Source organism: Novosphingobium sp. Leaf2 (assembly GCF_001421325.1).
Lineage (GTDB): Bacteria > Pseudomonadota > Alphaproteobacteria > Sphingomonadales > Sphingomonadaceae > Novosphingobium.
This window is the reverse complement of sequence record NZ_LMJY01000012.1, coordinates 385,426-397,724: the sequence shown is the minus strand read 5'-3', so window position 1 is coordinate 397,724 and position 12,299 is coordinate 385,426. Positions and strand designations below refer to the sequence as shown.

Genomic DNA, 12,299 nt, shown 5'->3' with positions numbered 1-12,299 from the left:
GTCCTCGTGCTTTTCCTGCTCCTAAGTGACTATGCAGCGAGTATAGGCGTTGGTGTTTTGATGTGGTGGCATATATCGGGATGTGTATGAGCGATTCTCAAAAATTTAGTGGCGCTGCCGTACCAGAGGCGATTGAAACGAAGGATGATCGCAAGGTCGTCCGAGACGCCACTTTTATTCGCGTTGTGGCGGATGAAGTGCTCCCGCTCCCGCTCGGACGAGACGTGGAGTTGATATGTTTGCAGGTCAGCCCTTTGATCCATGGGATAAACGACGAAGGCGATTATTATGAGCCCGAAGTCGAGCCGGTCTGGGCTGAGGTGGCCCGTTTACGCATGAATTATGGCGATGTCGTCAAGATGGCGATGACGATCCTTCACCAAGGCATCGTTCTCGATCGAATCAAAGGCCATGTCGTGGTTGGCCAAATTACTCAGTGGCTGGAAGACATAGAAAAGCAGGGTGCTGGCTATGAATCCTAATTTCGACGCGTTGCTTTCCGACGTCGTCGTAAAAGACAGTTCTGCTCCGTCACAGTGGCAGTATTCGAAGCCTCCGCGCAAGTTGCATACTTATTTGACGGAAAAGGACTTCGAAGAAGTCGGTTTGGCGATTTCCAAAATTGCCCCGGAAAAGATACTCAATCCTTACGTTGAGCCTGGCCAGGCATCTAACAAAGCCAGTCAATGGCTGGTGCATGGCCCCGCAAACGACCTTGGGCATATCTTACCTCGACCGCCATGGCATGCGGAAATCGTGTATCGTATTGATAACTTGAAAGAGATTGCTGCGGAGGAAAGGCTTCCTTTCAATGAGAAATCGGCGAAAGCGGCCATGGCTTTTCTGTCCCGCCTTCATGGCGTGCGACGGCCCGGCGCTTTTTTAACAAATGGAAATGTCAGATTGCTTTGGGATGCGCCCCAGGGGCAACAAGTCGGTTTGCAGTTTCGGGATGAAGACAAGATTCAATTCATCATCCTCCAGACTGACGGCGCTAATCTAGGCTCGCTGATGGGCGTTAAATCGAGCCAAGCCATTTTTCGGTTGGTTATGACGCCCGACGTATTCTCCCTGATCGTCGATGTCTGATAGAGCTGTCGGTGATGTCGAAGATATCACTCGTTATGTCGGTGGTTCCCACTTCGATGCCGCGACCGGGCAAGTCAACGCGAGCGCCTTTGACCGTTCACCAAAAGACGTTGATGGCTTGTCGGTAAACCGAGTTGGCGTGTTTTCGCGGGAAATCAGAGACGATCGTTTTGAACTACGCAGGGTGATGGCCAGTCGCATGAAGATCGGCAAAACTGCCGTCTTTGTGCAATTCAATGTTGGTGACGCGCTCTCGGCGCTTGCCGAATTCGAAGAAGAAATTTTTGTGGCGGCTGATCCGCTCGTCGCTGATGGCGTCGGTTTAGCCAATCCTGCCCATGCAGTCATCGTCGGGCTACCTTTTAAGGGTGAGGCGATCGGCTCACTTAAAGCTGAGTTGGCCGGTGACCGATTGCGAGCAGTGATAAAGGATACGTTTCCTGCAGTCCAAACTGCATCTGGGTCGTCAACACCTTGACCCCCGCCCCCCAATCACCTACAGGCCCGCATCCTTCGCGGGTCCGCTCGTGGGGGTGATATTGAGCTGAACATTACCATTGCGGTAGGTTTCGCGCGGATTTGCAGGGGTTCAGGCCCTTGGCGACAGCGCGGCCCGGAGTGTGGGCAGGTTTTCGAATCGGCAGCGATTTGGATGGGCCGCGCGCACTTCGCATCGGGTGGTAAAGTAATCCGGTTGCGTTTTTGCGCCGGGTGGAGTGTTTTTCGGCTCACGGGTGCGGCCTTGGCGGCGGCGCTGGTCTTTTGCCTGTTCGCACCTTCGGGTCGGACGGCGAGGCGGCGCTCTTTCCGATCGGCGCATCGCGTGAACCCGCATCTCCCTCTTCCCGAATGCACGATCGCTCTGCCGGTCCGGTAACCTGCCGGGGTGTGAAGGGTCCGCGTCTGCGTGTCGGGCGTGCATCCATCACACTCCCATTTGAAAGAAGAGTATAGATGCCCACGATCAACCAGCTGATCCGCAAGGGTCGCGAACCGCAGAAGGCCAAGTCGAAGGTCCCGGCGATGGAGCAGAACCCGCAGAAGCGCGGCGTGTGCACCCGCGTCTACACCACGACCCCGAAGAAGCCGAACTCGGCGCTTCGCAAGGTCGCCAAGGTGCGCCTGACCAACAGCCGCGAAGTCATCTCCTACATCCCGGGCGAAGGCCACAACCTGCAGGAGCACTCGGTCGTGCTGATCCGCGGCGGTCGTGTCCGCGATCTTCCCGGCGTGCGCTACCACATCCTGCGCGGCGTGCTCGACACGCAGGGCGTCAAGGATCGCAAGCAGAGCCGCTCGAAGTACGGCGCCAAGCGTCCGAAGTAAGCCTTTTTTCCGCCTTACGGCGGTTAGCGGCTCCGGCCCTCTCCCCCACCCGACCACCCATAGGGTACTGTCGTCGGGTGGTCGGGTGGGGGAGAGGGCCGGAGCCGCCAAGGCGAGACCGGATGGGCTCGCCGCACTCCGAAGGAGTTTTGAAAAATGTCACGTCGTCGTCGTCCCGAGAAGCGGGAAATCCTGCCCGATCCCCGTTTCGGAGATCTCATCCTGTCCAAGTTCATGAACAACCTCATGTACGATGGTAAGAAGTCGATCGCGGAATCGATCGTGTATGGCGCCATGGAAACCATGGAAACGCGTGCGAAGTCGGACCCGGTCCAGCTGTTCCACGATGCGCTCAACAACGTGAAGCCGCAGATCGAAGTGCGTTCGCGCCGCGTCGGCGGTGCGACCTACCAGGTCCCGGTCGAAGTCCGCCCCGAGCGTTCGCAGGCGCTGGCGATCCGCTGGCTGATCGGCGCGGCGCGCAACCGTCCCGAAACCACGATGGCCGCGCGCCTGTCGGGCGAACTGCTCGATGCCGCGAACAACCGTGGCAACGCGGTGAAGAAGCGCGAAGACACGCACCGCATGGCGGACGCGAACCGCGCCTTCTCGCACTACCGCTGGTAATGTGATCCGTGGGGCCCGGGTGCATGGTCATCCGGGCGTCACACTTTTATTTCAGGGCGCGCAGGTCTATCTAAAGGCCGTACCCGCTCCCCGACACCCTCGCTCAAGGATTTCCCCATGGCCCGCAGCCATCCGCTTTCCATGTATCGCAACATCGGTATCATGGCGCACATCGACGCTGGCAAGACCACGACGACCGAGCGTATTCTCTACTACACCGGCAAGTCCTACAAGATCGGCGAAGTGCACGACGGCGCTGCGACCATGGACTGGATGGAGCAGGAGCAGGAGCGCGGCATCACCATCACCTCGGCAGCCACGACGTGCTTCTGGGGCGACTACCGCATCAACATCATCGACACCCCCGGCCACGTCGACTTCACCATCGAAGTGGAGCGCAGCTTGCGCGTCCTCGACGGCGCGGTGGCGTGCTTCGACGGCGTCGCGGGCGTGGAACCGCAGTCCGAAACCGTGTGGCGCCAGGCCGACAAGTACGGCGTTCCGCGCATGTGCTTCATCAACAAGCTCGACCGCACCGGCGCGAACTTCAAGTACTGCGTGCAGTCGATCATCGACCGCCTCGGTGCCAAGCCTGCTGTCCTGTACATCCCGATCGGCCTCGAAGGCGATCTGCGTGGTCTGGTCGATCTCGTGCAGAACCGTGCGATCATCTGGAAGGACGAGTCGCTGGGCGCCGAGTTCTTCTACGAGGAAATCCCCGCCGAACTGGCCGACGAAGCTGCCGAATATCGCACCGCGCTGATCGAACTGGTCGTCGACCAGGACGATGACGCGATGGAAGCGTACCTCGAAGGCACCGAACCCGATGTCGACACGCTCAAGGCGCTGATCCGCAAGGGCACGTTGGGCCATGCGTTCGTGCCCGTAGTTTGCGGCTCGGCGTTCAAGAACAAGGGCGTGCAGCCCCTGCTTGACGCGGTGGTGGACTATCTGCCGTCGCCGCTCGACATCGAGGACGTGCAGGGCGTGAAGGTCGACAGCGACGAACCTGACAGCCGTCCGCCGTCGGACGAAGCACCGTTCTCGGCGCTGGCGTTCAAGGTCATGAACGACCCGTTCGTGGGTTCGCTCACCTTCGCGCGCATCTATTCAGGCACGCTGTCGAAGGGCACGTACCTGAACTCGGTGAAGGGCAAGAAGGAAAAGGTCGGCCGCATTCTCGAAATGCATGCCAACGAGCGTAAAGACATCGACGAAGCCTTTGCGGGCGACATCGTGGCCTTGGCCGGCATGAAGGAAACCACCACCGGCGACACGCTGTGTTCCGAGCGGTATCCGATCGTGCTGGAACGCATGGAATTCCCCGAGCCGGTCATCGAACTGTCGGTGGAACCCAAGACCAAGGCCGACCAGGAGAAGATGGGCGTCGCGCTTAACCGTCTCTCGGCCGAAGATCCCTCGTTCCGCGTCAGCACCGACCACGAGTCCGGCCAGACAATCATCAAGGGCATGGGCGAACTTCACTTGGACATCATCGTCGACCGCATGCGTCGCGAGTTCAAGGTCGAGGCCAACGTCGGTGCGCCGCAGGTGGCGTACCGTGAATACCTCGGCAAGCCGGTGGACGTTGACTACACCCACAAGAAGCAGTCCGGCGGTACCGGTCAGTTCGGTCGCGTGAAGGTCAAGGTCACGCCGGGTGAGCGCGGTTCGGGCATCACCTTCAAGGACGAGATCAAGGGCGGTAATATTCCCAAGGAATATATCCCGGCGATCGAAAAGGGCATGCGCGAAACCGCAGCCTCGGGCTCGCTGGTCGGCTTCCCGATCATCGACTTCGACATCGTCCTGTACGACGGTTCCTACCACGACGTCGACTCGTCCGCTCTGGCGTTCGAAATCGCCGGTCGCGCCGCCATGCGTGAAGTCGCGCAGAAGGCGGGCATCAAGCTGCTCGAGCCGATCATGAAGGTCGAGGTCGTCACCCCGGAAGAGTTCATGGGCGACGTCATCGGCGATCTCAATTCGCGTCGTGGCCAGATCCAGGGCACCGATAGCCGGGGCAACGCCCAGGTGGTGGATGCCAACGTGCCGCTCGCGAACATGTTCGGTTACGTGAACACCCTGCGTTCGTTCACGCAGGGCCGCGCGAATTACTCGATGCAGTTCTCTCATTACGACGAAGTGCCGGCCAACGTCGCCGCTGAAGTCAAGGAGAAGCTGGCCTGACGGCCAACAATGCTTGCTTGAAGACACGATTGGTTCTAGGGGCGGCGCCTGATTCAGCGGGCTCCGCTCCGATACCCCGCAGATTCGCATTCAAGACGAAAGAAGGTTTGAAAGATGGCCAAGGCTAAATTTGAGCGGAACAAGCCGCACTGCAACATCGGCACCATCGGTCACGTTGACCACGGCAAGACCACGCTGACTGCCGCGATCACCAAGGTGATGGCCGAAGCGTTCGGCGGCACCGCCGTTGACTTCGCCAACATCGACAAGGCCCCCGAAGAGCGTGAGCGCGGCATCACGATCTCGACCGCACACGTCGAGTATGAGACCGACGCGCGCCACTACGCGCACGTCGATTGCCCTGGCCACGCTGACTATGTGAAGAACATGATCACCGGTGCTGCCCAGATGGACGGCGCGATTCTGGTGGTGAACGCTGCTGACGGCCCGATGCCCCAGACCCGCGAGCACATCCTGCTGGCCCGCCAGGTTGGCGTGCCGCAGCTCGTCGTGTTCATGAACAAGGTCGATCAGGTCGACGACGAAGAGCTGCTCGAGCTCGTCGAACTCGAAGTGCGCGAACTGCTGTCCTCGTACGATTTCGACGGTGACAACATTCCGATCATCATGGGTTCGGCTCTCGCCGCTCTGGAAGGTCGCGACGACAACATCGGCAAGGAGAAGATCCTTGAGCTGATGAAGGCCGTCGATGACTACATCCCGCAGCCCCCGCGTCCGACCGACAAGCCCTTCCTGATGCCCGTCGAGGACGTGTTCTCGATCTCGGGTCGTGGTACGGTTGTTACCGGCCGCGTCGAGACCGGCATCGTCAAGGTTGGCGAGGAAGTCGAAGTCGTCGGCATCCGCAACACCCAGAAGACCGTCGTCACTGGTGTGGAAATGTTCCGCAAGCTGCTCGACGAAGGTCGTGCGGGCGACAACATCGGCGCGCTGGTTCGCGGTCTGAAGCGTGAAGACGTTGAGCGTGGCCAGGTTCTGGCCAAGCCCGGCACCGTCACGCCGCACACCGAGTTCTCGGCTGAAGTGTACGTGCTGTCGAAGGAAGAGGGCGGCCGTCACACGCCGTTCTTCGCCAACTATCGTCCGCAGTTCTACTTCCGCACCACCGACGTCACCGGCGAAGTGATCCTCCCCGAGGGCACCGAGATGGTGATGCCGGGCGACAACGTTGCGCTGTCGATCAAGCTGATCGCGCCGATCGCCATGGACGAGGGTCTCCGCTTCGCAATTCGCGAAGGCGGCCGTACCGTCGGTTCTGGGGTTGTCAGCAACATCACGAAGTAATATAGGCCGCGCACCGCAGGGAGATTCGTTCTTCCTTCGGTCAGGTTTATTCAGGCGGTCGCCCCGTTCTCCCGGATGGAGAGGATGGGGCGACCGACTTTTTTAGTGCTCTTTCTCATCGGTGTTGGACATGGAAGCTCAGAACATTCGCATTCGCCTCAAGGCGTTTGACCATCGCGTACTCGACCAGGCCACTGGCGAAATCGCTGACACGGCACGCCGCACTGGCGCGCTTATCCGGGGCCCCATTCCGCTGCCGACCAAGATCGAGAAGTTCACCGTGAACCGCGGTCCGCATATCGACAAGAAGTCGCGTGAGCAGTTCGAAGTGCGTACGTACAAGCGTCTGCTTGATATCGTGCAGCCGAACGCCGCCACTGTCGATGCGCTGATGAAGCTGGACCTTGCGGCCGGCGTGAACGTCGAGATCAAGCTGGCATGAGACGGCGCGGGGTGACCGAATGGTTACCCCGACAGTCCTTCCGATCGGACTATAAACGATCGAGGCGATATTCGGACCTTCGGGTCCAATAGTCCTTGTCGGTCTTTGCGACCAAATTTGCGGGGAAACCCGCAGAGACAGAGCCCCGGAGGAAAATCCGATGGGGACACAAGGGATACCTCCGCCGCTACCTTCGGGTATGCGTCGGGAATGCGTCCCCCGTCTCGTTTCCGTTGCCCGCGATGGGCGGCAGGAAGCACCTGACCCGGACGGGGTTCGTATCACACATAGGGTTGGACATGCGTGCGGGGGATGGTCCTGCGTACGCCTCTGTAAGGAGAAGGTCATGCGTACCGGCGTGATCGCCAAGAAAGTCGGGATGACCCGCCTGTTCCAGGAGGATGGCCGCCATGTGCCCGTCACCGTCCTGGCCCTGGAAGGCTGCCAGGTGGTTTCGGTCCGCACCGCAGATCGTGACGGTTACGTCGCGGTCCAGCTCGGTGCTGGTGAAGCCAAGCAGAAAAACGTCGCCAAGCCGCAGCGCGAGCATTTCGCCAAGGCTGAAGTTTCCCTCAAGATGCGCGTCGCGGAATTCCGCGTTGCCGACGATGCCGTGCTCGATGTCGGTGCCACGATCGCAGCCTCGCACTTCGTGCCGGGCCAGCTGGTCGACGTAGGTGGCCACACCCAAGGTAAGGGCTTCCAGGGCGCCATGAAACGCTGGGGCTTCGGCGGTATGCGCGCCACCCACGGTGTGTCGATCTCGCACCGTGCTCACGGTTCGACCGGCAACCGTCAGGATCCGGGCAAGGTCTTCAAGAACAAGAAGATGGCCGGACACATGGGCGACCGCCAGCGCACGCAGCAAAACCTCGAAATCGTCCGCGTGGACGATGAGCGCGGCCTGATCTTCGTCAAGGGCTCGGTCCCTGGTTCGAAGAACACCTGGCTGACCGTTTCGGACGCCGTCAAGGTTGCCCGTCACGCCGAGGCTCCTTATCCCGCCGGCATCAAGCTGGCCGCCAACACCAATGATACGGCCGCTGCCGATACGCCTGCTGAAACCGCGGCGCCTGAAGCGACCGAAGGCCAGGAGGGCTAATCATGAAGGTTCAGGTCCTCAATATCGACGGTTCAGCCGCCAACGCTGACATCGAGCTTTCGGACGACGTGTTCGGCATCGAGCCGCGCGCGGACATCCTGCACCGTGTCGTCACCTGGCAGCTTGAAAAGCGTCGCGGCATCGCCCGCGCCACGCGCGAGCGTTCGGAAGTTGCGCGTACCGGCAAGAAGTTCGGTAACCAGAAGGGCGGTGGTACCGCTCGTCACGGCGATCGTGCAGCTCCGGTGTTCATTGGTGGTGGTAAGGCTCACGGTGCCCGTCGCCGCGATTTCGACCCCTCGCTGAACAAGAAGATCCGTGCGCTCGGCCTCAAGATGGCACTGTCCGCCAAGGCACAGAACGGTCTGGTCATCGTTGACACGCTGGACGTGGCAGATGCCAAGACCAAGGTGCTGGCCGGTGAGCTCGCGAAGGCGAACTTCGGCAAGAAGGTTCTCGTTATGGACGGTGAGCAGGTCAACGAGGGCTTTGCCCTGGCGGCCCGCAACATCGTCGGCGTGAATGTGCTGCCCGCCGTCGGCGCCAACGTGTACGACATCCTGAAGCATGACACGCTGGTGCTGACCCGCGCCGCTGTCGAGAAGCTGGAGGCGCGCTTCAATGGCTAAGAGCAACGTGGACATCCGTCATTACGACGTGATCCTGTCGCCCCACATCACCGAGAAGTCGACCCTGCTTTCCGAGCATAACGCGGTCGTGTTCAAAGTGGCCGACAAGGCGACCAAGCCCGAAATCAAGGCTGCCGTCGAAGCGCTGTTCGACGTCAAGGTCACCGGCGTGAACACGCTGGTCGCAAAGGGCAAGACCAAGCGCTGGCGCGGTAAGGCTTACCGTCGCAGCGACGTGAAAAAGGCGATCGTCACGCTGGCCGAAGGCCAGTCGATTGACGTCACCGAAGGCGTGCGGGGTTAATTTCCGATGGCACTTAAGCATTATAACCCGACCAGCCCGGCGCGCCGTGGCCTGGTCCTCGTCGACAAGTCGTCGCTCTGGAAGGGCAAGCCCCTCAAGGCGCTGACCGAAGGCAAGAGCAAGACTGGTGGTCGCAACAACAAGGGCCACGTGACTTCGCGCGGCATTGCGGGCGGTCACAAGCAGAAGTACCGCTTCATCGACTTCAAGCGTCGCAAGTGGGACATGGAAGCGACCGTGGAGCGGATCGAGTACGATCCCAACCGCACCGCTTTCATCGCGCTGGTCAAGTACACCGATGGTGAGCAGACCTACATCATCGCGCCGCAGCGTCTTGCGGTTGGTGATGTCGTCGTCGCCGGCGAAAAGACCGACGTGAAGCCCGGCAACGCGATGTTGCTGGCGCAGATGCCGGTCGGCACAATCTGCCACAACGTCGAGATGAAGCCCGGCAAGGGCGGGCAGATCGCCCGTTCGGCAGGCACTTATGTGCAGGTCGTCGGTCGTGACCGCGGGATGGTGATCGTTCGTCTCAACTCGGGCGAGCAGCGCTACCTGCGCGGCGATTGCATGGGCACGGTTGGCGCGGTTTCGAACCCCGACAACTCGAACCAGACCCTCGCCAAGGCCGGTCGCGGTCGCTGGCTGGGCCGTCGTCCGCTGACGCGCGGTGTCGCCAAGAACCCGGTCGATCACCCGCACGGTGGTGGTGAAGGCCGCACGTCGGGTGGCCGCCATCCGGTTACGCCTTGGGGCAAGCCGACAAAGGGCGCTCGTACTCGCAACAACAAGCAGACGGACAAGCTCATCATCCGTTCGCGTCACGCCAAGAAGAAGAGGTAAGTCACGATGGCACGTTCCGTCTGGAAAGGCCCCTTCGTCGACCTCTTCCTTCTCAAGAAGGCCGAAGTCGCGCAGGATGCCGGCAACCGTGGTGGCCCGATCAAGACCTGGTCGCGTCGTTCCACCATCCTTCCGCAGTTCGTTGGTCTGACGTTCAACGTCTACAACGGGCACAAGTTCATCCCGGTCTCGGTCAACGAGGACATGGTGGGTCACAAGCTGGGTGAGTTCGCGCCCACCCGCACGTTCCCCGGCCACGCCGCCGACAAGAAGGGCAAGCGCAAGTGAGCAAGCAAGCAGCACCCCGCCGCGTCGGTGACAAGGAAGCGCTTGCGGTCAACACCACCATTCGTGGTTCGGCCCAGAAGCTTAACCTTGTTGCTGCCCTGATCCGTGGCCGCCGTGTCGAAGACGCGATGAACATCCTCACGTTCTCGACCAAGGGCATGGCCGTCGAAGCCCGCAAGGTTCTCGCCTCGGCGATCGCCAACGCGGAAAACAACCACAATCTCGATGTCGACGCGCTCGTCGTCGCTGAGGCTTCGGTTGGCAAGTCGATCACTATGAAGCGTTTCCACACCCGTGGTCGCGGCAAGTCCACGCGCATCCTGAAGCCGTTCTCACGGCTCCGGATCGTCGTTCGCGAAGTCGAGGAGGCCTGAGCCATGGGTCACAAGAGCAATCCTATCGGTCTGCGCCTGCAGATCAACCGTACCTGGGACAGCCGCTGGTTCGCTGAAGGCCGGGATTACGGCAAGCTGCTTGAGGAAGACCTCAAGATCCGCAAGTCGATCATGGACACGCTGCCCCAAGCCGCGATTTCCAAGGTCGTGATCGAGCGTCCGGCCAAGCTGTGCCGCATCTCGATCTTCGCTGCCCGTCCCGGTGTCATCATCGGCAAGAAGGGCGCGGACATCGAAAAGCTGCGCAAGCAGCTTGCCGCGATGACCGCGAGCGAAGTGAAGCTGAACATCGTTGAAATCCGCAAGCCGGAAGTCGATGCCAAGCTGATCGCGCAGGGGATCGCCGACCAGTTGATCCGCCGCGTGGCGTTCCGCCGTGCGATGAAGCGCGCGATGCAGTCCGCGATGCGTCTGGGCGCCGAAGGCGTCAAGATCATGTGCGGTGGCCGTCTCGGCGGTGCTGAAATCGCCCGTGTCGAGCAGTACCGTGAGGGTCGGGTTCCGCTGCACACACTGCGCGCCAACATCGACTATGCCGAGGCCGAGGCGCTGACCGCCTATGGCATCATCGGCATCAAGGTCTGGGTGTTCAAGGGCGAAATCCTTGGCCACGACCCGATGGCCACGGATCGACTCATGATGGAGGCACAGACCTCCGGCGTTCGCCCGGCGCGTTGAGGCTTAGGATAGAGTAAGCACCATGCTGCAACCGAAAAAGACCAAGTTCCGCAAGGCCTTCAAAGGCCGGATCAAGGGCGACGCCAAGGGCGGCACCGATCTGAACTTTGGGTCCTATGGCCTCAAGGCCATGGAGCCCGAGCGTATCACTGCCCGCCAGATCGAAGCGGCTCGCCGTGCGATCACCCGTCACCTCAAGCGCCAGGGCCGTCTCTGGATCCGCATCTTCCCCGATGTGCCGGTTTCGAAGAAGCCTGCCGAAGTCCGTCAGGGCAAGGGCAAGGGTTCGGTGGAATACTGGGCGGCTCGCGTGAAGCCCGGCCGTATCCTGTTCGAGGTAGACGGCGTTGCCGGCCCGCTCGCCGCAGAGGCTTTCAGCCGCGCTGCGATGAAGCTGCCGATCAAGACCAAGGTCGTTGCCCGTCTGGGTGACACCTCGCACCTGGGAGGCGAATGATGGCCGCCAAGACCGAAGACTTCCGCGCCAAGACGGACGATCAGCTGACCGCTGATCTCGTTGATCTCAAGCGCGAGCAGTTCAACCTGCGTTTCCAGGCCGCTACGAGCCAGCTCGAGCGTCCGGCACGCATCAAGGAAGTCCGTCGCGACATCGCCCGCATCAAGACGCTCCAGGCTGAGCGTTCGACTGCGGCGAAGGCGTAAGGAGAAACACGATGCCCAAGCGTATTCTGAGCGGGACGATCGTCTCCGACAAGACGGACAAGACCGTTACCGTGCTGGTCGAGCGCAAGGTGAAGCACCCGCTATATGGGAAGATCATCCGTCGCTCGAAGAAGTACCACGCCCACGACGAGGACAATGCCTTCAAGACCGGCGAGCGCGTCCGGATCGAGGAGACGGCGCCTTATTCGAAGACCAAGAGCTGGAAGGTTCTTGATCGTCTTCAGGCGAGCAAGGGTACGGCGCTCGAAGCCGAGGTCTGAGACCTTCGGTGACGTTATGGTTCGGAGGCATGCTCCCGACCATCGCCGACCCGACGAGAGTTGACCTGAACGGGTGAATGCGGCAAAGGGCCGCCTTCGCCCGTCGCGGGCGACTCGGGCCCCTTCGTGGGCCTGTA

The 12,299-nt window shown here is 60.9% G+C and carries 18 protein-coding genes; all 18 read left to right on the top strand.

Annotated features, from left to right (window positions below):
* The first annotated feature begins 86 nt into the window (after positions 1 to 86).
* The 18 genes from ASE49_RS08590 to rpsQ all read left to right on the top strand — a co-directional run bounded on the left by ASE49_RS08590 (position 87) and on the right by rpsQ (position 12,162).
* A complete protein-coding gene (locus ASE49_RS08590) occupies positions 87 to 482 on the top strand; it encodes a hypothetical protein (protein ID WP_056770508.1) in 396 nt (131 codons plus the stop codon).
* A complete protein-coding gene (locus ASE49_RS18190; RefSeq protein WP_156370210.1) occupies positions 472 to 1,089 on the top strand; it encodes a hypothetical protein in 618 nt (205 codons plus the stop codon). Before ASE49_RS08590 ends, ASE49_RS18190 begins: the two co-directional genes overlap by 11 nt.
* Positions 1,082 to 1,567: a hypothetical protein gene (locus ASE49_RS18185; protein ID WP_156370209.1), complete on the top strand. Its 486-nt coding sequence runs from the start codon at positions 1,082 to 1,084 to the stop codon at positions 1,565 to 1,567. The genes ASE49_RS18190 and ASE49_RS18185 overlap by 8 nt, the downstream gene beginning before the upstream one ends.
* Before the next feature lie 476 nt (positions 1,568 to 2,043).
* On the top strand, positions 2,044 to 2,415 hold the full coding sequence (gene rpsL / locus ASE49_RS08585) for a 30S ribosomal protein S12 (protein ID WP_007682177.1): 372 nt from the start codon (positions 2,044 to 2,046) through the stop codon (positions 2,413 to 2,415).
* Positions 2,416 to 2,571: 156 nt separating this feature from the next.
* Positions 2,572 to 3,042, top strand: coding sequence for a 30S ribosomal protein S7 (rpsG, locus tag ASE49_RS08580; RefSeq protein WP_056770504.1), 471 nt, complete (start codon positions 2,572 to 2,574; stop codon positions 3,040 to 3,042).
* Between the two features lie 117 nt (positions 3,043 to 3,159).
* A complete protein-coding gene (fusA, locus tag ASE49_RS08575; protein ID WP_056770499.1) occupies positions 3,160 to 5,232 on the top strand; it encodes an elongation factor G in 2,073 nt (690 codons plus the stop codon).
* Between the two features lie 114 nt (positions 5,233 to 5,346).
* Positions 5,347 to 6,537, top strand: coding sequence for an elongation factor Tu (gene tuf, locus ASE49_RS08570; RefSeq protein WP_056770496.1), 1,191 nt, complete (start codon positions 5,347 to 5,349; stop codon positions 6,535 to 6,537).
* Positions 6,538 to 6,667: 130 nt separating this feature from the next.
* Entirely contained in the window at positions 6,668 to 6,979 is a 312-nt protein-coding gene (rpsJ, locus tag ASE49_RS08565; protein WP_007011873.1) for a 30S ribosomal protein S10, read from the top strand.
* Between the two features lie 346 nt (positions 6,980 to 7,325).
* The gene (gene rplC / locus ASE49_RS08560; RefSeq protein ID WP_056770494.1) at positions 7,326 to 8,081 is read left to right on the top strand and encodes a 50S ribosomal protein L3; all 756 of its coding nucleotides are present in this window, start codon (positions 7,326 to 7,328) and stop codon (positions 8,079 to 8,081) included.
* A gap of 2 nt (positions 8,082 to 8,083) precedes the next feature.
* The gene (gene rplD / locus ASE49_RS08555; RefSeq protein ID WP_056770491.1) at positions 8,084 to 8,710 is read left to right on the top strand and encodes a 50S ribosomal protein L4; all 627 of its coding nucleotides are present in this window, start codon (positions 8,084 to 8,086) and stop codon (positions 8,708 to 8,710) included.
* Positions 8,703 to 9,014, top strand: a complete 312-nt coding sequence (locus tag ASE49_RS08550) for a 50S ribosomal protein L23 (protein WP_056770489.1) — start codon at positions 8,703 to 8,705, stop codon at positions 9,012 to 9,014. The genes rplD and ASE49_RS08550 overlap by 8 nt, the downstream gene beginning before the upstream one ends.
* 6 nt (positions 9,015 to 9,020) lie before the next feature.
* Positions 9,021 to 9,857: a 50S ribosomal protein L2 gene (gene rplB / locus ASE49_RS08545; RefSeq protein ID WP_056770487.1), complete on the top strand. Its 837-nt coding sequence runs from the start codon at positions 9,021 to 9,023 to the stop codon at positions 9,855 to 9,857.
* A gap of 6 nt (positions 9,858 to 9,863) precedes the next feature.
* On the top strand, positions 9,864 to 10,145 hold the full coding sequence (rpsS, locus tag ASE49_RS08540; protein WP_056770484.1) for a 30S ribosomal protein S19: 282 nt from the start codon (positions 9,864 to 9,866) through the stop codon (positions 10,143 to 10,145).
* Complete coding sequence (gene rplV, locus ASE49_RS08535; protein ID WP_056770481.1) at positions 10,142 to 10,519, top strand: 50S ribosomal protein L22; 378 nt, start codon at positions 10,142 to 10,144, stop codon at positions 10,517 to 10,519. The genes rpsS and rplV overlap by 4 nt, the downstream gene beginning before the upstream one ends.
* 3 nt (positions 10,520 to 10,522) lie before the next feature.
* Positions 10,523 to 11,218 (top strand): 30S ribosomal protein S3, encoded by a 696-nt coding sequence (rpsC, locus tag ASE49_RS08530; protein ID WP_056770478.1) that lies wholly within the window; start codon positions 10,523 to 10,525, stop codon positions 11,216 to 11,218.
* 22 nt (positions 11,219 to 11,240) lie between these two features.
* A complete protein-coding gene (gene rplP, locus ASE49_RS08525) occupies positions 11,241 to 11,675 on the top strand; it encodes a 50S ribosomal protein L16 (protein WP_056770474.1) in 435 nt (144 codons plus the stop codon).
* A complete protein-coding gene (gene rpmC, locus ASE49_RS08520) occupies positions 11,675 to 11,881 on the top strand; it encodes a 50S ribosomal protein L29 (protein ID WP_056771012.1) in 207 nt (68 codons plus the stop codon). The genes rplP and rpmC overlap by 1 nt, the downstream gene beginning before the upstream one ends.
* Before the next feature lie 11 nt (positions 11,882 to 11,892).
* Positions 11,893 to 12,162 carry a 30S ribosomal protein S17 gene (gene rpsQ, locus ASE49_RS08515; RefSeq protein ID WP_056770471.1) on the top strand — a complete coding sequence of 90 codons (270 nt, stop codon included), beginning with the start codon at positions 11,893 to 11,895 and terminating at the stop codon, positions 12,160 to 12,162.
* Positions 12,163 to 12,299 lie beyond the last annotated feature (137 nt).